Source organism: Desulfosporosinus sp. (assembly GCF_014237355.1).
GTDB lineage: Bacteria > Bacillota > Desulfitobacteriia > Desulfitobacteriales > Desulfitobacteriaceae > Desulfosporosinus.
The window spans coordinates 1-23,711 of record NZ_JABZFS010000044.1; the positions used below are offsets into that span (position 1 = coordinate 1).

The 23,711-nt window shown below is 40.8% G+C and carries 25 protein-coding genes; 4 read left to right on the plus strand and 21 right to left on the minus strand.

Going from position 1 to position 23,711, the window contains the following annotated elements; genetic code table 11:
* Positions 1–164: 164 nt before the first annotated feature.
* Together HGJ98_RS09455 and HGJ98_RS09460 are read right to left on the minus strand one after the other, a co-directional pair.
* Positions 165–1,379 (minus strand): FAD-binding oxidoreductase, encoded by a 1,215-nt coding sequence (locus tag HGJ98_RS09455; protein WP_291350822.1) that lies wholly within the window; start codon positions 1,377–1,379, stop codon positions 165–167.
* Between the two features lie 142 nt (positions 1,380–1,521).
* On the minus strand, positions 1,522–1,860 hold the full coding sequence (locus tag HGJ98_RS09460; RefSeq protein WP_291350823.1) for a hypothetical protein: 339 nt from the start codon (positions 1,858–1,860) through the stop codon (positions 1,522–1,524).
* A gap of 132 nt (positions 1,861–1,992) precedes the next feature.
* On the opposite strand from HGJ98_RS09460, the gene HGJ98_RS09465 reads away from it, so the two are divergent.
* Positions 1,993–2,994: an NADH:flavin oxidoreductase gene (locus tag HGJ98_RS09465; protein ID WP_291350824.1), complete on the plus strand. Its 1,002-nt coding sequence runs from the start codon at positions 1,993–1,995 to the stop codon at positions 2,992–2,994.
* Between the two features lie 473 nt (positions 2,995–3,467).
* Here HGJ98_RS09465 and HGJ98_RS09470 read toward each other — a convergent pair whose 3' ends face one another.
* From HGJ98_RS09470 to HGJ98_RS09485, 4 genes are all read right to left on the minus strand, one after another.
* Complete coding sequence (locus HGJ98_RS09470) at positions 3,468–4,826, minus strand: DUF4830 domain-containing protein (RefSeq protein ID WP_291350825.1); 1,359 nt, start codon at positions 4,824–4,826, stop codon at positions 3,468–3,470.
* An 80-nt stretch (positions 4,827–4,906) separates the two neighbouring features.
* Positions 4,907–5,107, minus strand: coding sequence for a hypothetical protein (locus HGJ98_RS09475; protein WP_291350826.1), 201 nt, complete (start codon positions 5,105–5,107; stop codon positions 4,907–4,909).
* A gap of 207 nt (positions 5,108–5,314) precedes the next feature.
* A complete protein-coding gene (locus HGJ98_RS09480; RefSeq protein ID WP_291350827.1) occupies positions 5,315–5,563 on the minus strand; it encodes a hypothetical protein in 249 nt (82 codons plus the stop codon).
* A gap of 54 nt (positions 5,564–5,617) precedes the next feature.
* Positions 5,618–6,427, minus strand: coding sequence for a hypothetical protein (locus HGJ98_RS09485; RefSeq protein WP_291350828.1), 810 nt, complete (start codon positions 6,425–6,427; stop codon positions 5,618–5,620).
* A gap of 71 nt (positions 6,428–6,498) precedes the next feature.
* Here HGJ98_RS09485 and HGJ98_RS09490 point away from each other — a divergent pair, with 71 nt between their 5' ends.
* Entirely contained in the window at positions 6,499–7,758 is a 1,260-nt protein-coding gene (locus tag HGJ98_RS09490) for a hypothetical protein (protein ID WP_291350829.1), read from the plus strand.
* An 803-nt stretch (positions 7,759–8,561) separates the two neighbouring features.
* On the opposite strand, the gene HGJ98_RS09495 is transcribed toward HGJ98_RS09490, so the two are convergent.
* The 5 genes from HGJ98_RS09495 to HGJ98_RS09515 form a co-directional block, all read right to left on the minus strand.
* Positions 8,562–9,863, minus strand: a complete 1,302-nt coding sequence (locus HGJ98_RS09495; protein ID WP_291350830.1) for a VWA domain-containing protein — start codon at positions 9,861–9,863, stop codon at positions 8,562–8,564.
* A gap of 189 nt (positions 9,864–10,052) precedes the next feature.
* Positions 10,053–10,445 (minus strand): DUF4440 domain-containing protein, encoded by a 393-nt coding sequence (locus HGJ98_RS09500; RefSeq protein WP_291350831.1) that lies wholly within the window; start codon positions 10,443–10,445, stop codon positions 10,053–10,055.
* 330 nt (positions 10,446–10,775) lie between these two features.
* The gene (locus tag HGJ98_RS09505; RefSeq protein ID WP_291350832.1) at positions 10,776–11,123 is read right to left on the minus strand and encodes a DsrE family protein; all 348 of its coding nucleotides are present in this window, start codon (positions 11,121–11,123) and stop codon (positions 10,776–10,778) included.
* The gene (locus HGJ98_RS09510) at positions 11,120–11,287 is read right to left on the minus strand and encodes a Fic family protein (RefSeq protein WP_291350833.1); all 168 of its coding nucleotides are present in this window, start codon (positions 11,285–11,287) and stop codon (positions 11,120–11,122) included. The genes HGJ98_RS09505 and HGJ98_RS09510 overlap by 4 nt, the downstream gene beginning before the upstream one ends.
* A gap of 113 nt (positions 11,288–11,400) precedes the next feature.
* Positions 11,401–12,090 (minus strand): class I SAM-dependent methyltransferase, encoded by a 690-nt coding sequence (locus HGJ98_RS09515; RefSeq protein ID WP_291350834.1) that lies wholly within the window; start codon positions 12,088–12,090, stop codon positions 11,401–11,403.
* 166 nt (positions 12,091–12,256) lie between these two features.
* Here HGJ98_RS09515 and HGJ98_RS09520 point away from each other — a divergent pair, with 166 nt between their 5' ends.
* Positions 12,257–13,054, plus strand: a complete 798-nt coding sequence (locus tag HGJ98_RS09520) for a DUF2268 domain-containing putative Zn-dependent protease (RefSeq protein ID WP_291350835.1) — start codon at positions 12,257–12,259, stop codon at positions 13,052–13,054.
* Positions 13,055–13,177: 123 nt separating this feature from the next.
* On the opposite strand, the gene HGJ98_RS09525 is transcribed toward HGJ98_RS09520, so the two are convergent.
* From HGJ98_RS09525 to HGJ98_RS09555, 7 genes are all read right to left on the minus strand, one after another.
* The gene (locus HGJ98_RS09525; protein ID WP_291350836.1) at positions 13,178–14,218 is read right to left on the minus strand and encodes a U32 family peptidase; all 1,041 of its coding nucleotides are present in this window, start codon (positions 14,216–14,218) and stop codon (positions 13,178–13,180) included.
* Positions 14,219–14,242: 24 nt separating this feature from the next.
* Positions 14,243–15,151 (minus strand): hypothetical protein, encoded by a 909-nt coding sequence (locus tag HGJ98_RS09530; RefSeq protein WP_291350837.1) that lies wholly within the window; start codon positions 15,149–15,151, stop codon positions 14,243–14,245.
* Between the two features lie 297 nt (positions 15,152–15,448).
* Positions 15,449–15,703 carry a hypothetical protein gene (locus HGJ98_RS09535; RefSeq protein WP_291350838.1) on the minus strand — a complete coding sequence of 85 codons (255 nt, stop codon included), beginning with the start codon at positions 15,701–15,703 and terminating at the stop codon, positions 15,449–15,451.
* 233 nt (positions 15,704–15,936) lie between these two features.
* Positions 15,937–17,370 carry a Na+/H+ antiporter NhaC gene (nhaC, locus tag HGJ98_RS09540; RefSeq protein WP_367142708.1) on the minus strand — a complete coding sequence of 478 codons (1,434 nt, stop codon included), beginning with the start codon at positions 17,368–17,370 and terminating at the stop codon, positions 15,937–15,939.
* A 515-nt stretch (positions 17,371–17,885) separates the two neighbouring features.
* Positions 17,886–18,170: a hypothetical protein gene (locus HGJ98_RS09545; protein ID WP_291350839.1), complete on the minus strand. Its 285-nt coding sequence runs from the start codon at positions 18,168–18,170 to the stop codon at positions 17,886–17,888.
* 142 nt (positions 18,171–18,312) lie between these two features.
* Positions 18,313–19,218, minus strand: coding sequence for an AraC family transcriptional regulator (locus tag HGJ98_RS09550; RefSeq protein WP_291350840.1), 906 nt, complete (start codon positions 19,216–19,218; stop codon positions 18,313–18,315).
* A 106-nt stretch (positions 19,219–19,324) separates the two neighbouring features.
* The gene (locus tag HGJ98_RS09555) at positions 19,325–19,957 is read right to left on the minus strand and encodes a class I SAM-dependent methyltransferase (RefSeq protein WP_291350841.1); all 633 of its coding nucleotides are present in this window, start codon (positions 19,955–19,957) and stop codon (positions 19,325–19,327) included.
* Between the two features lie 338 nt (positions 19,958–20,295).
* On the opposite strand from HGJ98_RS09555, the gene HGJ98_RS09560 reads away from it, so the two are divergent.
* Positions 20,296–20,568: a hypothetical protein gene (locus HGJ98_RS09560; protein WP_291350842.1), complete on the plus strand. Its 273-nt coding sequence runs from the start codon at positions 20,296–20,298 to the stop codon at positions 20,566–20,568.
* A 312-nt stretch (positions 20,569–20,880) separates the two neighbouring features.
* Here HGJ98_RS09560 and HGJ98_RS09565 read toward each other — a convergent pair whose 3' ends face one another.
* The 3 genes from HGJ98_RS09565 to HGJ98_RS09575 form a co-directional block, all read right to left on the minus strand.
* On the minus strand, positions 20,881–22,386 hold the full coding sequence (locus HGJ98_RS09565; protein WP_291350843.1) for a hypothetical protein: 1,506 nt from the start codon (positions 22,384–22,386) through the stop codon (positions 20,881–20,883).
* Positions 22,387–22,475: 89 nt separating this feature from the next.
* On the minus strand, positions 22,476–22,673 hold the full coding sequence (locus HGJ98_RS09570) for a hypothetical protein (RefSeq protein WP_291350844.1): 198 nt from the start codon (positions 22,671–22,673) through the stop codon (positions 22,476–22,478).
* Between the two features lie 4 nt (positions 22,674–22,677).
* Positions 22,678–23,595, minus strand: coding sequence for a helix-turn-helix transcriptional regulator (locus HGJ98_RS09575; protein ID WP_291350845.1), 918 nt, complete (start codon positions 23,593–23,595; stop codon positions 22,678–22,680).
* Between the last annotated feature and the right edge of the window lie 116 nt (positions 23,596–23,711).

Sequence of the window (23,711 nt, forward strand, 5' to 3'; positions counted from 1 at the left end):
TCAATAAGTAATAAAGCGTGGTCAAGGGCGACAATCCTTGACCACGCTTTTCAAAAGAGAATGAGGACCTCACTTACTATTCCGTTTAACACCAATCTTCTAGGATTATTCATTAGTCTATGCCAGTTAACATTGCCAGAAAAATTAACCCAACTACTAGTGGCTTATGAGCCAAACCTATCTACTTCGAAAAGCTTGAGATCTTCATCCACCTCTCCCAAATATAATTTGCTGAGCATCATTCCACCTAACACCGCAAATAAAATGCCATTGGCTCCATATCCCAAGCAGTACCATAATTTTGTATTTTTCGGATCTTTCCCTAGGAAGCCCACGTTATCATCAGTGGATGCAAAAGCCCCGCAATATCGATACTCGATCTCAATATTTAACTTAGGAAATAGGTTTTTCAGGCGTTGCTCTAACCTATCATAACTTTTAATGCATAATTCTTCATTCAATATATCGGGCAGAAAGTTAATATCCTCTCCGCCAATGATGATTCTATTATCACTTGTTGTTCTGAAGTAATGGTAAGGGTCTTCATTGTCTCTAACTACGACTCCTTTGTAGATATTCTCTAAATTATTGATTGGCCTTGTAGCAATATTAAAGGTGGTTGTTTTAGTTCCGAAGACCTTTTTTGTAAAAAGATGGGTGTTGTACCCAGATGCCACGATAACTACTTTACCTCTAACTTTGTGGCCAAAGACCGTTTCTACGGTAACTACCTTCTCATTATACTTTACATCCACCGCTTCTGTGTTTTCATAGACTCTTAACCCATTTTTACAGCTTACCTCCAATAAAGCATGTGTATATTTATAAGGATTGAATTGAGCTCCTCCACCTTTACTTAATACACCACCCTTAACCTCAAATGAAAACGGATTAGTCTCCTGATCAATGAATTCTACTGGAAATCCATTTTCTTTTCTAAACTTATACTCTTGTTCAATTTCCTCTTTTTCTTGATCTTTAGCTGTGTATAGCAAGCTATCAACTCGTTTAAAGTCACAAGTATTGCCATATTCGGCGATAAACTCTTCGATTTCATCTAATGCCTTTATTCCTAACTCATACGACCTTAGAATATTGGCGATGGAGGTATAGGACTTTAACTCCATCGCATTACTATCAAGTTCATATTGAAGAAGTGACGTTGTGATGCTAGTACTCCCATGAGCAATTCTTGATTTTTCTAAAAGAACAGCCTTAATATTGCGTTTAGAGAAATAATACCCTAAAATTGCTCCAGTTACACCTCCACCTACTATAATCACATCGGTCTCGATGTCGTCTGTTAAATACTCATACTGCTTAGTCAATGGGCTAATTCTCGTAAAAATACAATCTCCTTGTACATACTGTATCTGCATACTAATGACCGACTCCCTTAAAATCAAGTTAAATCAATAATCTGATATCTTCTATAAAAAAAAATTGTTTACTAAATTCTATTGTAGCTTTTGCTAAACAACTTGAAGTTATGTATTCCCTAAGCTCCCCCAGTACTCAACCCTATATAGTCTGAATACAGGGGACACAAGGGACACAAGGGGACGGTTCTTCTGTGTCAATATCTAAGCCTTTCGGACAATGTGGAGCGGAAAGCAAGTGATCCTGCGTATTTGCCGCAGAACGTGATTGGTCATCAAGCAATACCCTAGAATGCTTATCCCGCTGTTTAGGGATAATTTTTGTGGTATCCAGGTATCTCTGAAAATCATCTTCTTCTTGGAAAATATCCTGCAGGCCAATTCCCCGTACTATAACATGGTAGATTTCTGTTTCACTCTTCTTTCTTGGCTTCCTGGGCATTCCTTCACGCCCCTTGTCCCCTTTTTTCAAATCCACCATGCATTCTAATTTGACACAAGGGAACCGTCCCCCTGTGCCTGCCCCTGTGCCTGACTCATATTTAAGAAATATCAACAAATAATACCACTATGTCAATCGCTTTTTGCGCTCATTATACGAGGAGGTAGAAAAATGTCGTACTTACTAAAACCCCTGCAAACAGGTCCGTTAACGCTTAAGAACCGCTTGGTTATGCCACCAATGGCTACCGCAAAGGCAGATCCTGATGGAAAAGTGAATCCATCAATTCTAGACTATTACACCGAAAAATCCCAAGGCGGCTACCTTTCGCTTATTATCATCGAACACAGTTTTATTCAATCAGATGGAAAAGCAAGTGACCGACAGCTTTCAGTATCCGATGACAGCATGATTCAAGGCCTTAAGGAGTTGGCAGATATCATCCACCGTAATGGGTCCAAGACCGTGATGCAAATCAATCATGCAGGAAGCAATACTACTGAGGAAATAACCGGTACTGTTCCCGTCGGTCCTTCAGCGGTACCACATCCACGCAGACAGACTATGCCAAACGAACTTACCTTGGAGGAAATTGCCACTATCATTAGAGCCTTTCAAAATGGAGCTCGACGCACGAAGGAAGCAGGTTTTGATGGCGTAGAAATCCATGCAGCTCATGGTTACCTTCTCCATCAATTTTTCTCTCCGCTAACCAACAAACGCTCCGATGATTATGGTGGTAATATTCATAACCGAATTCGCCTACACCTGCAAGTCATAGAAGCGATACGCGCCTCTGTAGGTAATGATTTCCCCCTACTTTTACGCTTAGGTGCTTCAGATTTTAGAGAAGGAGGAATTACCATCGAGGATAGTCAAATTGCTGCTCAAGAATTTGAGAGAGCGGGTGTCCACATTCTTGACATTTCCGGAGGCTTCTCAGGATATATTGTACCAGGGTTAACCGGACAAGGTTTTTTCGCTCCACTCAGTGAAGCTATTAAAAAAGTGGTATCCATTCCAGTGATTCTCACGGGTGGAATTACCGAAGTCCATTCAGCAGAACATCTGCTATCGGAGCAAAAAGCAGACCTTATTGGGGTAGGAAGGGCAATCCTTAATGATTCCCAATGGGCAGAGCAGGCTATCAATAGTCTGAGAAGTGAGGCATAAACACATGGGGACGGTTCTTCTGTGTTAATGTCTAAGCCTTTCGGACAACTGTGCAATGGAAGGCCCCATATTTTATTTCGTGCATTCTGGTCCATCTTCTGCAAAACGTTACCGGTTTACCTTTCATTATTCTCTTGGTGATTTCATATGCCTCGGTTTCGCTGATTCGTTTGGTCTTATCGCAATCCAGGCAGTGATCTTCACTGCTTTGCCAATGTCGAAGCTGACAAGTTTCAGCTTAATGAGCCAAAACGACGATAACTCTTTGGAATATGGAAAGCCGATACCGTGAAAGTCGCTCGTACGGTTCGGGAAGGGGCGGGTTTACTTTCCAAATCCGCCCTATTTCATACTCAAAAATAAAATGCGTTGGTGTGTGAATTTTCTATCTCAACCAACGCATTAATATTTATTTGTCAACCTAAATGAATCTTTCAAGTAATATATCTCCAATATTTCTTCTTACATATTATTTAAGGTCCTGTTCCTTCACTATCAATCCTCCAACCACTTTTATCCGATCCCTTTTTAAGAATAATAAATCTGGTTTGCTTCCCGCTGTTTGAAGTAATCTCTTTTTTAAATCTTAAATCTATTGTTGCTGCATACTCCACAGCCCCCTTTGGATTACCAAAGCCGCTTACTTCTCGTAAACTAATAACTTTTGCCGATTTTACATTCTGTTCGCCATCCATAAAGACATTATTATAACCAGCGTTCATCAGCAGATTATTATCCATATTTGCAGCCAAGTAATTACATAGATTCTCTCGAGTCAAACAGGCAAACAGCATTTTTTGATCTTGGCTATTCATCGCTTTATAATATTGTTTTATGATGTCCTCTGGTTTCATTTTAGATAATTCTATTTCTAGTTCATTATTATAATTGATATAATCACTAATCCAATGATCCCATTCTTTATTGGTGATATCTGTTAAGCTTTTTCTATCAAGTGAGCAGGCAAAGCAGTCGTGTCTCCCCGCATCAATATATGCTCCAACGATTTTGTTATTGTATTTCAAAACGATTCCTCGTGAATTCATTCTTGGATTCATATACTCAGGCAAGGGCTCCCTAAGCCTGTAAATATCAACCTCTACTTCCTTCCCTAGGTATTCACTATAGTCCAGGCCGATACTTTTGGAAAGTTCGTTATTGTAAGCCCAGTATATCTTGACAGGATATTCTCCCGCATCGTGTTTCAGGTTAGATGGGAGTGTCACATTCAATGTATTGACTCGATAGTCAATCGTCCAATTATATCTTTCAAATAATTCTCCAACCTGATTGTCTATGTTTGGATCAAACTGTCTATATTCTGTAAAGTCCTTTATATATCTAAAGAAATCAAAACCAGGGTCATATTTGTGATCATCAATCTCCAAATACCCCACTGCAAAGGCTGGGTCATCAAAGGCAAATTTGATTTCCTTTTTGCTCCCATTTCCTGCTACAAGTATCAAACTATTGTTCTTTGTTGCCATACCACTCATCTTATTAATTTTTGACTCGTCCTTAATTAATTGGCTTTTGCCGATCAACCTTAAAATATCCGACAGCATTTTGTTATCTTCGATTTTTGCTTCATATGTTCCAAACATACCCTTAGAGTCAAAATTCACATCTATCTCAACTGTATTCTTATATAGTTCTTCAAAATTGGGTACAGCGGAATTATCTATCTCGTTGATTTTTTTCTGTGCTGTCTGATTTACAATTGATATTTCCTCTGATATTATCTCGCTCTTTATTTTTGTTTCTTCAGAGCAACCTGTTAAAGTAAAAACCATACTGATGATAATCCATACTGCAAAACTTTTTTTAATCATTGCACACCTCATTTAGCCTAATATTTTTAGGAATTTTTCAGCCAAAGTGAGTTCCTAGGCCGTACTCAAACTGTTGGTATTTATTCCTCGTCATCTCTACCTTCGGTAAAAATCTCATCCAGACACCCGTCATCAATAGCTGACCCTTTATTTTTGTAGGGAACTAACCGAGGCCTACCTATTTTATAAAATTTGCAGGACTTAGGTCCATAACAAAAGGTTTCAAATCGATATTTTTTTATGTTCTTATCAAAATCCCATTGAATTTCAACATTAGCCATATTGGCCCAAATACATTGAAAACATTTTGATTCCCACAAACGTTTACTTAATAGCCTGGCCCCTCTTTCTTCATAAGTCTGCATTGATGGAGGCAGCATTATCCAAGGCGGTGGTAGTCTTTCAAGGCTCGTGGATGCTCTACGCAAACATTTCAACGAGCCGGCTCTATAATAGTCTGCAAATTCTCTTTCTTCATATTGTTTTGTTCAGGCCGTACCTTCAAGTACGTCACCTATTCGAAATAAACCCTTAAGCTGCTGTTTTTCAGAAATTGCAACCGAAAACAGTTTTTTACCCTCATTGCTATCCCCTGCGATAAAGAGATTATACCCCAGGTGATAGTGGGTTCGATTATCCATAAGATATCTCCAGACTCTGGTTCTGGGTTGTATAGCTGCAATTTCACCTTTCCAATTCAATTTAACTGAGACATTTCCACAAACTCTCTTATTCATCTTATTCTTCACCCTTAAATGTTCTATCTGGACTAGTTGATGAGCCCATCAAAATCAAACCTTTACCCACTTTGTTTTATCGCTTTGTTCTTCGGATACCTCTCGATAGATCTCCAGCACAGCTTTATTGGTAACTGCTCCAAAATAGGCAGTGATAATTGCTCCTATGACTATGCCATTGAAGCCCATGGCTGCTAAAGGGTGAATACATATCCCCACAAGAGAAAACAAAACCCCAAAAGAAAAGGCCATCTTGATGGTTAAACCTATGTTTTTAAACAAGAAACTAATTCCAAGTTTAAAATTATCGATTAGCCCAACTTTATCTACAACCATTGAGTATCTGACGTAAACTAATGGTATATATCCCAAACTAAAATAACCAAATTCCCTTTTTATTAAGATCAAGAGGATGGGGATAACTTCCAAGAGGGTAAGGATAAAAAACTTAAACCATAATTTATTACCATCTCTGAAAAAGTCTTTGAAAGTTACCCTTTTATACCCTGCTTGACTAATAACAGACATATAACCACTGTTCAAAAAACTTGTGACTAGAATAATCGATAGAAGAAGTAACATGTTGGTCAGGTTGACTTGATTTATAACTCCTTGAAAAGGGCTTGAATAATTATACTGAAAGATCAGAGAAGGGAAATCTTCCAAGATATATCGAATACTAGGTGGGGCTGAAATAAACCCTATCTTTAAGTTGAATAGTCTGGAAATAGGCTGGTATTCACTCTTGAAAATTCCTTCATAAAGACTGAGTTCTCCAATATCTAAAACTACGGGCAGCAAAATAATCCAAATAACCGAATGAATAGTTTTAAACTGTTCGTTTAATTTATCAGTTATAGACATTCGCTTTCCTCCATTTAGCCAGCTAAATTTGTGATATAATTAATTATTATACCATATTATGGAGGGGGGTATTGGGCCAGGATATGAAGAAATACTTTATGTTCTTATTTACGCTTGTCGTATTATTGGCTACTGTTTTCACTCAAATTTCCACCTACAAGGCACTTCCTAAACCCGACTTTCGGGAACCTTTTCTTGAATTGACTTCTTTAAAGTTCGGCCAAATTAAAACTATTGTTTGGCTAGATGATTTTATATTAGCTGAAAACGCTGTCTTAGTTTTAGCGACAAATCTCAAAGATAATATCAGCTATTCTTACTTATCCTATTTGGATGTTGCTACCGGTGATAGTACACTCTTAGCTGAGTTTCCGACTCACCAATATCTTGAGGATGTTATTTTGTTTGCGAGTCCTTTCTCAGGTAAGAGTATAATTACAGCTTACAGAGATGGCGTGGTTAAAACTACTATTACCAGGGATGATAAGCAGAATTTGCAAGCCGAACAGGAACACATACCTATCAATGGTTTTGATGAGGCTAATAGTATGGATTTCAAAGGTAGTCTCTACTACTCTAAAGCCAATGATAATTTATTATATGTAAAGAATTTTGAGCAAGCGGCCTTTCCTTTTTTTGAAACAAATAACCTACCCAACCAGGATATGACCTTCTTACGAAAACCCTATCAAATAATTAATGCCAACACCCTAGACCGTACCCTTACCTATACCTCACTTACTAGTAACGGGATTGACCTCTACTCCATGGCTTTTGATGGTATGCCCTTAACCATCTATAATAAACCGCTTGTAACCAAGGTTGTTCAGGCACAAGCTATCGAGGATGGATATGGTTTTATCGGTATGTGTTTGAACGATGCCCCCCCTAGCTCACCTAATGATCAAACCTTAAATATTTTTATGGTTAGAAGAAATAGATCTGATTACCCGAATATGCTTAAATTGGATACTATTCCGTTTAATACCGATCCTCTAGGCGCGGTGCCTGCTATCTCCTCAACTACCTACAATCAGGATTATTCATTAGTCTATGCCAGTTATGATGAGAACCATAGGGGTAAACTAAATATATGTAGTTATGAACAAGAACCCAAAGTTATCCTCGAAGATGAGAATCTCTTTGGGCCGGTTAACATTGCCAGAAAAAGTATACCTGACCCCACAGTCCCTTTAGGTAAAGATGATTTCAGAAGCAAATATATTCTTTATTTCACTTTAGAGAATGATATAGTCAGAGTAAAGATTTGTGACGAACAAGGGAAGTTAGTTAAGGATCTTACCGAAATGCTTATGGGGAATGTGAATTAGTATCAATCTTGTTGTACAAGAGGTGAGAGAAATGGAAGGGTTCATAATATATTCAATTATTATATTGTTCTGTGCTCTTATTTTTATTGGATTAGGATATTTGCATGGAAAAAAGAGACCCCAATGCATTTTTGGTCTGGCACAGAGGTTAAGGCAGAAGAAATATCAAATATTAGAGCGTATAATATAGCAAATGGACTAATGTGGATGATATATGGATTTGCATTTATAATTGCAAGTATACTAGGATTAATACTCGGGTATGCAGTTGGAATAGCACTTGTCATCTTGTTATGTTCACTTGGAATAATTGCATTGGTCATTGTTTATCGATACATATATAAAAAGTATAAAGTATGAATATCTGACATTGAAGAGTAAAGTCTTTGGGGCCGACGTCCTGACGGCCTCTGAATCTGGGGGCGCGCGTTGGTGCTCTGCATTGCATGCCACAGGCTTAATCCATCGTTTCTTAAACGACTCAATAGTTTGCTTCGTGCATCCTGGTCCATCTTCTGTAAAGCCGTTACTGGTTTACCTTTCATATTCTCTTGGTGATTTCATATGCTTCGCTTTTGCTGATTCGTTTGGTCTTATCGCAATCCAGCATTGGTCTTCGTTACCCTCTTCCGTGTGAAAATCATCTTCTTCGTTGTTTCACTCTTCTTTCTTGCTTCCTGGGCATTCACACCCCTCCCTTGCTTCCTGGGCATTCCTTCACGCCCCTCCCCTTATTTCAAAACTACCGTCCATTCTAATTTGACACAAGAGAACCGTCCCCCTGTGCCCCCCTTGTGCCCCTATCAGATACTAAGAATTTTCTTAAGCTTTGCTTCCTTAAGCCACTGGGGGAATTCATTCAATAGCCTTTCGTACAACTGTTCATCCGATATCCGGTCAAGATCATCCAAGGCAAAAAAATTAGCATTGTCCACGACTCTACCTTCCATCGTATCTAGCTTTTCTAGGATGCCATAGTTTTCCCGCCCAATTCCTATGAATTGCCAAAATAGCGGCAGGATAGCAGCGTCAGTGATCAATTTTCTAATCTCTCTGTTTTTGTTAATCCCTCCGTCTGAAATAAACACGATAAAGGCCGGAAGGTTGCTCCTTTGCTTTTGTTCCTCCGTATAAAAACCTATAACATCCCTGATAACCGGCGGCTCGTCATTCCTGCCGAAGATCTTTCCCTTAAAACCACCAGTTTTGGCTTTGTTCAGAATCTCTCTTTCAATGTAACCCTCATGTGTTTTCTCCGTAACTGCAGGCAGGCGGTGAAAGCGGTGATCAAAGATCCAGAGGTCCAGCATTCCATCATCATCAAAGTAGCTGGCAACAGCGGTAATCCGGTCCACAAGATTCTGTACAGTTCCACCTTTGTAAAGCTTGGACATTGAACCGGAAATATCGAGTACTAACCCAACCCTAGCTAGTACGTTGGTAAGTTTTTTCTTCTCCAGAATCACACTTACTTTCTTTTTGAGCAAGCTGATTTTGGATAAGTTTACAACCAACGGTTCCGGGGCAGCTGCCGCATTATCTGGCTCAACCTCAATTCCGAAATTATTGCATAGGGCTTCAAGCCCTCCTTTAAAGCCGCTTCCTATGGCATTGAATTTCCAAGCTCCGTTGTGAAGATATAGTTCGCCAGGTACCAGGGCAGTTTCAACCATAAACTGTTCACTGACTTTATACTCCAGAAGGACTTCCTGAGTATCTTTATTACAGACAGCTACTCTTATTTGGTCAATTTGGCCAAAGTTCTGTCCTCTAGCCTCAGCGGCATGAATGGTAATCGTGAAGGCAATTCTGCAGATATCTTGAGGAAGACGAGCCAGATCTATGACTATCTTTTCACCATCCCCGTCATGGGCCACAGAATGGTGAACCGCTCCATTACCTCCCGCTGGATTATTATAGAAAACAAAATCCCGATCATCTCGTGTATTTCCGTTCATGGTTAATAAAAAGGCCGCAGAATCAATCTCGTAGTGGGCAGGATTGCCCCCGCCTTTAACATGCCAGCTAAGTTTAACCGCCAAATTTTTAATATCCGGTCTATTCTTTGTAACATCTGCCTTTTGCCCTTTAGTTACCTGATTCATATCATCACCCTTTCATGGTTTTAATCAGCGCATCAGAAATCATAAGACAAAAGATACAGCCAGTGTATCCAAGCCTTTAATAAAAACATTCCGATACTTTCTCTCTGTCAAATGGTTCATATTTAATATGACCTTCTTTAAGAGTTTCATGTCTTAAAGCCATTTCTTCATGTACAATCTATAATTCCTTTAATAATTCCGCAACTTTTTGCAGGAATCCGATGTTCTGGTTCCTTGATGAAAGACCATTTGCCACCTGCCATCGATGAATTTCCAAATTGAACTACGTAATGAATTCCTCATTTCTTCTCTAGATTCATTTGTCTTTACTGTACGATAGGTTGCTAGTACCACATATGGCGATAAGACTTTGACTTGAAAATCCTCAATAATCACTGGAACTGAAGGAGAATGGGGCAATTCCTCGATAACTTGTAATTTATCGTATGTGTAGCCGGAACTTCCAAATTCAACAAAGTCGTCAGCTAGAAGCATTGATATTTCCTCTCTAGATCGACGAATCTCAGGTTGTAACAGTCTACCTTCTAAATTATTTATTTGTTGGTAGAGTGATGATTCCATTTTCAATGTCCACCTTTCATCATGAAAAAAACAATATAGTTTCTCCGCGTAGGATTTGTGTAACGTCCCCATATTCCAGTAGTCTTCATACTACATTTATATTCTTTAAGATTTTGGTAATATATTGTTGGACGAAGGCTTTGGCACAAAGAAAACCTCAGGAAATTATGTATTCTCCCAAGGTTGAGGTTTTAAATTATTCAAATCTCGTGCCGCATGAATTATTGCGATCTTTTCTTAACTTCTTCATGTACATTTGCCGTCTTCGGCTGCTTTTAAGATAGTTCTATAGATGAAATTAGCAAAAATAAGTTCCGCCGAGTAGGAAAATCAGACTGTAAGAACTCTCGTAGTTTCGTCTTTCAGGAAATCTGTCAGCACCTGACCTGTATACGTTACGTTTATGCCCATATTCTCTAAAACCTCCGACACCCCGTAACTATCGGCGCAAGCCTTGCAGGCCAAAAGCTCCACCCCTGCCTGTTTTATTTTCGCCACGTATTCCTGCAATTGCTGATCTTCCGTGAGAAGTTTGGCCGAAGGCCCCCAGACGATCAGGGTTACCTCATCCCACCATTCCTTGAGCTTTGAATTGAGGGTATACATTAATGCCATTCGAATAGCAACTTCCCTATCCCCACTAGTCCAGATTACGACCAATTTATTGGGCAAATTCATACCGGCAACGCCTCCTTACCCTTAATGAGATTCAGGGAACTTTCCATAATGAACAGAGGAACGATCATCTCGATCAAGCCAAGTTCCAACGCGGTACGTAAATAATTGCTGCTGAACGTCGGACGGTGCTTAAGCCCCAGCTTATACGTTATTATACCGCTCAAGTAGTTGAAATAAAAGATTTCTTATTTCAAAAATCAAGTATTACAACACCTCTGTGGAATTGACTACCGACCGTATTCAACAGCGAAACGACAATAAATGACAGCTCGTGATATTAAATACAACACCTAAAGATACAAAAACTTAGCCTATCCCTATATTTTTTTATAAGATGCACATGCTTTTCAAATATCTCCAGTAATTGGTCATCTATCTTTTCCGAAAGCAAAAAATCAGAAGCAGAATCAATATCATTGTCATCATATTCCGATTTGTATTTTTCTACAGTTATTTGTTTAAAACCGGCCTTATGAAAAAGATTATACCATTCTAATTGAGTTAGTAATTGAGAAACTCCATAAAAGTCTAACATTGTAATATAATCTTCCTTAGAAAGTGAATCTTCAAGTACCATTTCAATTGCGAGTAATACCCCATTTGTCTTAAGCACTCTTTTAAATTCCATTATTGTTGAGGAGACATTTGTAAAGGAAGTTACAGATTCTGATAGGATGAAATTAAATGATCTATCAATAAAAGGTAAATTTTCGGCACTTCCCTGCACAACATTAATAGGTAGATGTAAGGATGAAAACCTTTGTTTTGCTTTCAATAACATTGTAGTATTACTATCCAAGGAAGTAACCGGGCATCGGTACTTTTCTGCAATGTAAGCCGATGTCTGACCTGTTCCACATCCAACGTCAAGGATTGACGTTTCTTGATCTATATACTCCCTTGATAAAATGCGTTTTGTAAGTTTAAGCCCTCCGGGGTGAGCCCCCCCAACTCCGAAGGATGCCAAACAATCGAGATAGGTGTAATTCAATCTCAGTCACATCCTTGTGTTAAATAACTATAGTATAGTATGAGCAAGCGAAATAATTGTCACTTTAGGGTCCTCCCATGAGAGTTTTCTGGCATTTAAAAGCAACATATTAATTAGACCAGATGCATGCTAGGGGTGCTTTATGAGCGTTATTAGGACAGACAAGTGGTTAGAGGATTTATATGAGCAACCAATTAAACTATGTGAAAAGTTAATGGATTACTTTGAAGGCGTTGAAGCCTGGGAAATCTATGATTATTTAACCCTGCATGGTATGTATCGTCCCTTCAAGAACGGAACCGAGCAAGTAAAAAAGTTGCAAGAAAATAACGTATGGGAAATTGTACAAGATGAAATACAACGACTTCAGAAAATGTGGGAAGGGCCCAATATCCCAGTCTTTATTTTTCCATCAGATATTTATAACCCGGAAATCAAAATGGATTTCAACGGAAAATCAGGTCTGGCCTTTAAGGACAAACTTATATTATTTATTTCAGTAGATACCTTGGAAAAGGAAATAAGGTCATTATTTACACATGAATACAACCATGTATGTCGGTTACTTAGATATAAAAAAAGTGAAGAGCATTATGTATTGCTCGACACTATTGTTTTGGAAGGGTTAGCCGAAAATGCAGTCCGCGAAAGATTTGGCGAAGGGTTTATAGCAACTTGGACATCATATTATTCAGTTGATGAGCTAGAGAAACTATGGAAAACCCTAGTGCAACCCAACAAAAATTTATTAAAAACTGCTCATAAACACCATGCCATACTGTATGGCTTAGATAATTATCCCAAAATGGCAGGGTACTGTGTTGGGTATTATTTCGTTAGGAAATTTATGGAACAAAACACCTTAACAACTAACGATCTACTTGATACCCCAACTGCTAAGATCCTAGGGGTTAGCCCGAATTTAGAGTATAGGAAATAACCGCGATCCTTGGCAGGGCGGTTATTTTCTTCATAACCACTATTAAAGTTTCGCAAATGTAATCATACCACTCCACGTAATTTAGCCCCATCTCTCTGGCTTGTCTCTATTATTGTACAAAATTTATTCCGTTCGGCGATAGTAACACATATACCCACTTTCGCATAAACCATTAACTCCCCTAACCGATTTAGCCTGCAGCCTTACCTCTTCAGGGGAGTGACCAGCTTCGATAAAATCCAGCATTCCCCTAACCAGCTTGACACTTGCGGCCTTCTTCTTCAAAGAGGCCTCACGACCCACAATTTTCAGAGACATAACCCCGATTTCCTTTAATTGTGTCAATGCACATAGCCCACACATCCCTAAAGGATCCCCTTTGGGACTAGGCACTCCACCAAAATTCTTAATTCCAATCCAAAGCCAGCGCCGATATTCATCCAAGTGCTCTCTGAAGGTTTCCATATTAACTCGAAACAGCCTCTCCCTTTGGCTGTTTTGATCGTCGCTTCCTTCTTCTTCGATCCTAATGGGCTTATAGACCCAAGCGGGATTATGACAAAATGCCCCGCCAAAGGCATGACTGACATGGCAGTATCCTTCTTCAAAAACACAACCATCATTTAGGACAAAAGCCTCGTACTCCAGATGTGCACCACCCCGCTCAATAATAGATTTCATGGTTTCCATCTCTACATAACGCGGGAAAATTATCCTTCGTATACCAAGCTGACTAAAAAAGGAGACTGCGGCACTGTTCAATACTGCCGCTAAGCTGCTAACATGAATAACTACCGCAGGCAGGGCCTCTTTCAGGAAACATATAAGCCCCGGATCCGCCACTATAAAGGCATCCACACCACAATATTCCTGAGCCTGCCGAACTGTTGTAAGAATATCTGTGTAAAGTTCCGGGGCATATCCCGGCTGATTTAAAGTAAGAAACACCTTTGCGCCTGCTCTTTGGGTGACAATGGCTAACTCTTTTAATTCTTCCAGACTCTCCAGATTGGCTTTACCGGGTTCTCGGCGATTCAACCAAAGCTCTTGTTCCAGGCCTTTTCGCCAAGTTCTGGTACTTAAACCACAATAGATTTCCTCTGCCCCCAGGTTCACCAGAGTCTCAGCCTCGTGTACCGAATTAACCGGGGCCAAAATCTTCATTCTAGTCACCTCAGTTTCTTTACCCTATATCGGTTCCCGTTGGATCACCAAGCGCGAAATACCAACCCTTGCAGCTATGTCTAATCCCTCTTTCAGAAATTCCCTTTCCTCCCGATAGAAAATTGTATTTCCCTTTTGCAGAATTACCCAGTCCTTACTTTTCTTCACCTGTTGACTGGAATCGGACATTTCCAACCAATAGAAGCGGCACTTGCGATCGCATCCACCAGAAAAAGGCTTGAACTTTTGGTGCTCCTCAACCCCCCAGGAATGAAGCAAACAAATTCGGCCAGTCATTATGACGCCATAGCGCAAATAAAGAGTTGACTCATATCCCCAATCCGTTAAATGATTATCCAGCCCTTGCGGGGAAAGATCCAATTCAATTCGCCTGACTTTATACTGTCTAAGCAAAACCTGCATGGGGACCCCAGCTAAACTACACGAGCGAAAACGCGCCAATTCCTCCCCTTCTGACTTGTTACAATGAGTTAACATCCTGGGATCTCGCAGTAGCTTGTTGAGCAAACGCCCCAATACAGGGGTTAATGTAGGACAGTCCTCAGCTATGATCTGAAGTACACCCCAATCGTTAACTACGACCTCCGCCCGTGGTTGTAACCGCATCAGCCGTTGAAGTAAACCCTTAACTACTTCAAGTCCCGATTCAGTCACATAAGGTGTGACCAAAGTAAACTTCATTCCCCGCTGCTCCGCCAAAACCATGGCTCGATCAAGTTCCTTTGGGCTAGGGAGTGCCTTTTCACAAAACTCCTGCCCAAAATATATCCGGGTAAACTTCACTGGGCCAAACTTATCCTCACAAACCTCTCTAACATCCGCCAGAGAATCATGGTCAGTCTCCTTGGTACCCCACGGCTCGTCTAGCCATGTTAACGTCTGCCCTCGGGGAATTGACAGTGCCCATTCCATAGTAGTCACCTCCAGTTTCCCGGATCAATCTAAAGCAATAATAGTCTATGCTTAGGCCTAATAGGTGTTCCCTTATATCATAGGGCGGATGTGCATGAAAAAAGGGCAAATGCTATCGGATAATTTGCATTGCCCTTAGGCATTAATACATGGGATTCTTTTAAAAATAAATTCAGTCTCTTACTCCAGAGAAATAAGAAACTAACAATGCGAAGGTTCAGCTTGTAAAGACAGACGAAAAGACCGAGGGCTTCGGTCTTTTCAGCTTTAAACCTTTAAAAGAACTGCGCTATAAAATTAGATGAAGAGCAGGGGAAGTAAAACCAATGTGGCAATCGAACCAAACGCAACTCCTGCGCCAAAACCGGGATAACCATACCAACCGTAACTAAAGCCGCCAAGATTTCTTGTGCGACTAAGAGGTTGTAAATATACTCTGTCATAGTCAACGTCCCCGATAATACCACGGTGAATTCTTCCATCATGAGTACTGATTTCAACTGCTCTGCCTCTGTATCTGTTGCATAGCGAATAATAATCTCCAGCTGACAATTTCTTCACCCCCATGTCCTAGTATCTAAATAAGCTTTACATTAGTTTATGTATGGGGATGTTGAATTGATCCATAATTTCCCAAAAGGTATGGAGTCAGCAACTTATCTCTGAGTATTCACTGGGTTAAGGCCGCCTTATAAAACGAGGCGGCCTGATTTATCCCTCAGCACGTTAAACTCTAAGGACTCTGTTCCTCACAAAGATGCTACCAATGAATTGCTCTGGGCAGTTTATTGTTGATCTTCTGGTTCTTCTTGAGGGGCTTTTGCTTTATCCATGCTAATGTTTAAATACCCGAAAACTATCACGATGATTGAAGTCAGCCAGCACAATATAGCATAGGGAAAATACTGTACTACAGGAACTCCAATCGTTAGATAGACAAAGATACCACTACTGTTCCAGGGAATGAGAGGTCCTGTAAGGGTTCCACCGGCTTCCAAGGTACGTGTCAGATTTTTAAGCTTAAGCTTTTGATTTCTATAACACTCTTCAAACATCTGACCCGGCAGAATGACCGCCAGGTATGAATTAGCCGTAATCATGTTGACAAAGATTGACGTCCCAATCACTGTAGCCGTCATAGTCCCAACGGTATTAAGCAAACGTGACATACTCAAAACGACACTATGCAACATACCCGTATAGTTCATAATCCCGCCTAGTGCCAAAGACACTAATGCCAATATCACAACACTGTACATGCTCTCCATTCCGCCTCGAGAAAACAACAAATCCATTTTAGGATTATGGGTTTCCATAACCAACCCGGTGTGAATAATATCCGATAATTCACCTAAACTACCGCCTTGGAATATAAGATAGGCAAAACCTCCTAAAAACACACCGGCTATTAAGCTCGGAATGGCAGGAATCTTGAAGGAAATCATCACGATTACGATTACAGGTGGAATAAATAACCAAGGAGTAATCGCGAAATTCTGTTGAATATACTCTGTATAGACCGATACATCTGGAGCATGCCCGCTTCCCAACGTCATAAATCCGATAATTGTAAAAAACCCCAGAGAGATTGCAAAGCTTGGCAAAGTCGTATACAGCATATGTTTTACATGATCAAATAAATTAACACCCAGCACAGACGGTGTCAAATTCGTTGAATCCGACATCGGTGAAATTTTATCACCAAAAAAAGCACCCGATACTACTGCTCCTGCAGTCATAGCTGGAGGTATCCCTAGGCCTTCTCCTATGCCCATTGCAGCGACACCAATTGTCCCTAACGTCGCCCAGGAACTACCTGTAATGACAGCCATGGCACTACAAAGCAACAACATTGAGGGTAAAAACCAACGAGCAACAATAAACTGAAGACCATAATACATCATCGCTGGTACAATACCGCTAGCGATCCAAACCCCGATCAACATTCCTATGATAAGAAGAATAATCAGCGACGGAATCGTACGAGCAATCGCCTGCTTAAATCCTTCTTTAATATTTAGCCAAGAAACCCCGTAAAAATGAGCACACAATCCAGCGACTACTGCACCGATAAACAGTGAAAAATGAGGCTGAGTGTCTAGAACAAACACGGAATACCCAAGAACTATCGCTGTCACAATGACTGGAATAAGCGCCAGCCATATCGGCGGTGTCGAAATATGGTCTTGTTTAGTGGAAATCTCATCTTGTTTAATAATAAATTCTCCTTTCTTGCTTTAATATCGTCTTCCCTATAACCTATCATTACTGCTCATATTTTTCCACCGCTGTACTGAGAAAACCAGTTATGATAAGAACCAAAAAGTAAACTAATATATATAGTTATGGACAAGAACCCAAAGTTATCCTCGAAGATGAGAATCTCTTTGGGCCGGTTAACAATGCCAGAAAAAGTATACCTGATCCCACAGTCCCTTTAAGAAATTTATGGAACAAAACACCTTAACATCTAACGATCTACTTGATACCCCAACTGCTAAGATCCTAAGTTAAATAACCTAGACTAGCTTAAAGCTAACGAATAAATTCAGTTCTTGACTTCTCACTATTTCAGACAAGTTAAAGTCCTTCGCTGCCCTCAGGATGACATGAGGGAAAGAGGACCCTAAAGTTATAGTTTCTGACGTCAATAAAAACCTTCAGCTTGTAATGACAGACGAAAAGACCGAGATCGTCGGTCTTTTCAACTTTAAACCTTTTTGAAAGAACTACACTATAAAATTAGATGAAGAGCAGGGGAAGTAAAATCAAGGTGGCAATCGAACCAAACGCCACTCCTGCGCCAAAACCTGGATAACCATACAACCGTAACTAAAGCCGCCCAAATTTCTTGTGCGACTAAGAGGTTGTAAATATACTCTGTCATAGTCAACATCCCCAATAATACCACGGTGAATTCTTCCGTCATGAGTACTGATTTCAACTGCTCTGCCTCTGTATCTGTTGCGTTGTATTGATCCAAAATTTTTCTTAATCCAATGATGGCAAAAGCCGGCATACGATGTCGAATAGCTTTGTATCGTACAAAAAACCGCGGCTACCGCCCCGGTTTTTTATTATCCCCTTAATTATATTCATGCCCCTAAAATCCTTTGTTTCCCATGGTGAGTTTTAAATAATTCAATCTACTCTATTGCATATTAATTTACTCTAACAACTGGTCGGGCCTCAATATACCCTCTATACCCCATCGGAGCAAGTTGAAATCTCGGTGCTGCTTCAGGTGCCCAGTTATATCCGTAAATATTAGGGTCGAATTTTTCAATGTGCTCCCAAATTTCGCCGATAGCCTCCATAAAGTCATCGTCGTTATATGGTTCTCCTTGAAAGATCATCATCGTGCTTGGTGGCAAATCAATCAGCTCATATCCGTCGGGGACAGCATTGTTGTAATCAAGCGGCAGTTCCACACCCTGCACATATTGGGAAGTACCATTCTTTATCAGGTCTTCCGGCAGCCACATTCCAATGGGTTCATAAATTGCTTCTTTAACACTTGTAAGCATCGGCCACACATCACAGCCGACTTCTTCACAGTATGCGAAATACTCTGTTGCTTTGATTCCTCGCTTTAACAGTACCTTTCTGGCAGGTCGTTCAATAATTTGCACGAATACTGTTTTGGTTGTTTTTTTCTCAATCATATTCATTCCTCCATGATGCATCGCTCGGAAGGTATCGAAAACTCTTTCAGGCATAAACAGCTGGATAGGCGGAGTGTTTTGACTATATCTTTTGGGGGCTAAGCCAAACTCTTTTGAAAAGGCACGAGTGAAGCCTTCGTGAGAATCAAATACAAAATCCAAAGCAACATCGATTATTTTTCGTTTCTCATCACGAAGAACCAGTGCTGCTCTGGTTAGTCTTAAAGCACGAATATAATCAAAAGGGGTTCTTCCGGTTAAATCTTTAAAAATTCTCGCTGTGTGCCATGAAGAATATCCAGCAACATCTGAGAGTTGCTTAAGTGTAATCTCTTCATATATGTGGTCCTCAATATAATCCTGCATTTTCTGCACTGCTATAATAGTTTCAACCTGATTCATTTTCTCACCTCCCGTATATAGCATAAATCAATAGGAGAAGTAATTCTTGACCTGGATTGCTGAGCTCAAACAGAGGATTTGTTTCCTAAAGTCCAGATAAAAAAGGTCATTCGGCCTTTCTGGGCTCTGGCACTCTTCTCAGCGACGAACAAAGATAGATCGCAGACTGGGGGCCAACATCAATTTTATTAACATCATAGTAATGACTTTTCATTTCCTTTTCCCCGTGGCGTACAAATCCAAAGTAATCTCCTCCTTCAGCCCATTCAATGAGATCCGTAAATAATCGACGCTTTTGGTTATAATCGTAGAAAAGGATCTGGTTACGGGAAAGCCTGCCGGCCTCAACATATATACTGTGACGCAATTCAGAACTTAACCCATGCAGAACAAAAGATGAGAGAACTAAGTCAAAACTTGCATCAGGAAAATCTAATCCCTTGGTGATATCCCCCTTCTCAAACTCAATGGATTTCCCCCGGGTGGACTTTCTGGCTGCTCTGAGCATGGATGAGGAGAAGTCCACCCCCACAGCTTGATAACCACGCTCGGCAAAACAATATGTAAAGGCACCTGTGCCGCACCCTATATCCAATACTCTACCACCGGGAGGAATATTCAAAAAGCCTGCGTACTTATTCAAAACAGAGCGATAATTCTTGACCTGCCAACGAAAGAATTTATTGTAAACAGGTGCAATCATATTAAATAATCGTGCATGTTTCTCTAATTCTTCCAAGGTTATCCTTTCCTTTCTAAACAATATGACTAAGCCAATATTCAGATTGTCAAAATTGCTTATAGTGCCCCTTCGCTTTCCCATCGCAGTATTATGGCAAATCAAAAGGAGATTAAAAAATAGAATTAACGAATTCAGGCCTGTATGTATTTCACAAAAACCTTCCGATATCATATAATAACATCGTGTGTGTTTAGTCTTACCAAAACCTTACAAACCGATAGTTTAAGTTTAACACTTTTTTGTACTAACCAGAAAATAATTTAATGTATACTTTTCGTTCATATCAGTGCAACTATGGCAGCCGCCATGAATCAGAGGGAATTAAGGAGGTTCTTATGTATTTGCATTTCCGTTCTGAACTAGCAACATTAGGTCAGGAAATTGATCAACTATGGGCGCCAGAACTGCGTGGTGCCAGTGATTCGGCAACATTCTTTGCCGCCAAAGGAAAAGTTTTGGATATTCTAAACGTGTTATTCGGTGAAAAATCCAGAGAGTTTCGAGTTGTCAAACTAACCAATTCTCCAGCTACTGTCGTAAAAGTTATAAATTATGTCATACGCAGATCAGACATGAACTCACCTAGGAATAAGGTTGTTAACCTGTAATTATTCAACCTACAATTAGAAGCAGGCCTAAGCAAAACAAGATGAGAGGAAATCACCTCTCATCTTTTACATATGGGGATAAACTAGATTCTACAAACACGGAATACCCAAGAACTATCGCTGTCACAATGACTGGAATAAGCGTCAGCCATATCGGCGGTGTCGAATATGGTCTTGTTTAGTGGAAATCTCGTCTTGTTTAATAAATTCTCCTTTCTTGCTTTAATATCGTCTTCCCTATAACCTATCATTACTGCTCATATTTTTCCACCGTGATCTTTCATCACATGCACATAATCTCTTAGATCGGGTTTATATCAGCTCCACTGTAACATCTTCGCGCCTTTTTTCATGAAACACCATGCGCCACTCCACATGGTCCACCGGCTCAAAATGCAGTGCGGAGCAGGCTACATGGAGCTTGCCTTGGCCGCTGCCTCCGAAAATGATGGCACTCGGACCATCTGCGCCACCAATGATGCCGATGCAAATGCTGCCCGACGCCTGGGGCTCATTGGGATTGGTGAGCTTTTGCCGAGGTTGGTCGGATGGAATGGAATCAGTGACGGTGAATGCACCATCAGGCAGATCCGGCGCGAGCGTATAGCTCATCACAGTATAGTGCGTCGGGAACTCCTGATTTTGGTTGCCAAAATGCTCACGGAACATTTCTTTCCGCTCATATTCCTGCACGGTCAGCGTATGCTGTGCGCCAGTGGTCGGGTGTGTAAACTCGATACGCTCACCGAGCGCCGGTACATGGAAGTGCGGTCCTGAAATAGCGACAGGCTCCTGCATCAGGGTTACGCTAAGCGTCTTGATCTGCGGTTTGCGTTTCTTCGTCCAAAGAAAAGCAGAGCGCCAGATTACCCAGCCATAGGCAGGATCAAGGGCATAATGCTGGGTCACGCTCTTCGCCTCAAGGCCGTTGCCCTCTGGGAAACAGGGATTCCATGACACGCCGCAGCCATGAGAGCCTGAAAGGACAGTTCCGTTCAACACAACTTTCGGATTTATATTAATGGCCAGCGGATTTTCTGCGTGGATCTGCATCCGCTGTTCATCGGTAATGTCGGTTCCATCCTTCTCAATAGAGAGATTCCACTTGTCTACAAAGGAACGGATGCTCTCAGCTGGAACCTGTAGGCAAAAGTCCACGACCAAGCCTTTACTGCAGGTGTAAATTGCTGGGATCTGCCAGACTTCATCGTCCCAGACAAACTGCCTATCGAGACAAATTTCCTTGCCAGCTCTTTCACGTCCATGATGTCCCCAAAAGTTTCCGTTAAAGTAAACCTTCCATTCGGGTATCTTCGGCTCAACAGGAACCCACTCATAGTAATCTTCAGTATATTTGAGGCGACTGTAATCAAACTCGGCCTGAAGCTCCTTGATATAAGAAAAGGGCTGCTCCATAGGCGCTAGCAACAGCTTCTCCCGAATGGCATCCAGCACAACCTGCTGTTCACCGGTGAGAGGATTGTCCTGCAGGAAGGCGTCAAACTGCGCCTGATCCCAACAGTATACCTGCTCCAGTGCCGCAGCATCACCGCAAGCCAGCAGGACCCGCAGGAAGTCAATAAAATCTCTTGCCACCGGATGCACATAGTTTCCCGGTGTATTCATCGGGCTGACCGTAAACACCATCTCGCCAAAGCCATACACGAAGCAATAGTGGATACCATCCACACCGGCCCAGCCGATCACTTTCGACCCCTTGGGCGTACAGAAGTAGTTGCTTTCACTCTCGCCACGCCCCAATCCAACACGGGAGCCGTCAATATTCAGTTTCAGATATCTTTTATAAGTGGTTGCCATCAAGGCCTCGCATTCTATGTATTCGCTGACTAATCGGAATTAATCGCTATGTAGGGAGACACAAGGGGACGGTTCTTCTGTGCCAATGTCTAAGCCTTTCGGACAAATGTGGAATGAAAAGCCAGTAATCCTGCACGTTTACCCCGCTTTTTAATCGATAACTTTTTTGTGGTATCCAGGTATCTTTGAAAATCATCTTTTTCGTGAATAATATCCTGCTGGCCGATTCCACGTACTATAACATGGTAGATTCCTGTTTCACTCTTCTTTCTTGGCTTCCAGGGCATTCCTTCATGCCCCTTCTTCACTTTTCTCAAATTCTACCATGTATTTTAATGACACATGAGAACCGTCCCCCTGTGCCCCTGAAATTGGCATAGCAGCCAATAATGATTTCATTTTTCCAACTGTTTCCGTTCCAGGTAAAGGAGTATGTACAATTAACTTTAAGCCAGAATTATCAGAAACATCAAAATTACTGACTTCAAAATCTAATAATCCCGCAATGGGGTGGTTCAACTGCTTGGATTTTTCACTATTACTTTCAATTTCATGCAGAGGCCACCATAAGTTAAACTCTTCACTTTGCATTTTAAGATCATCAATAAGTTGACCAAGCCAAGGATCTTCAACGAATCGCCCACATGTTGAACGGAATCTACCCAATAAACCCTTTGCATGAAATTCCCAGTCAACAAATAATTGTTTATAACTATTATCTGTGAACATCGCCCAAACAATATTTCGTTGGCGAAGATTCATTTTGCTAAGATCACCAAGAACCAAGCATGCTGATTCATTCCAGGCAATGACGTTCCACCGCTGATCCGTTACCAGAGATGGACAGAGTACTAGGCTATCCAGAACATGTTGAAGTATGGGACTTATAGTCCCCTGGTGTTCCGGTATATCAGCCGGAAGCGGCTGATTTGCCAAAAGGTGAATATGGATGCGTTCTTGTTTATCAAGCTGTAACACTCTGGACAGGCTTTCTATGACCTGTGTAGAAACATGAATAGGCCGTCCCTGCTCAAGCCATGTATACCAAGTTATACTTACACCGGCTAACTGTGCTACTTCTTCTCTTCTCAAGCCGGGAGTACGTCGACGATTTGCTGATGACAGTCCTACCTGTGACGGTGAAATTTTGGCCCTGCGCGTTTTTAAAAAATCCCCCAGTTCTTTATATCGATATTCTTCATTACTCAAAACATCTCAATCCTGTCTATTACTTTTTATACCAGTATAATTTCACTCCTATTAACATTATACGTTCTATATTATTATAATTCTGAAAAAACTTGTAAGGAAAAACCATTATATTA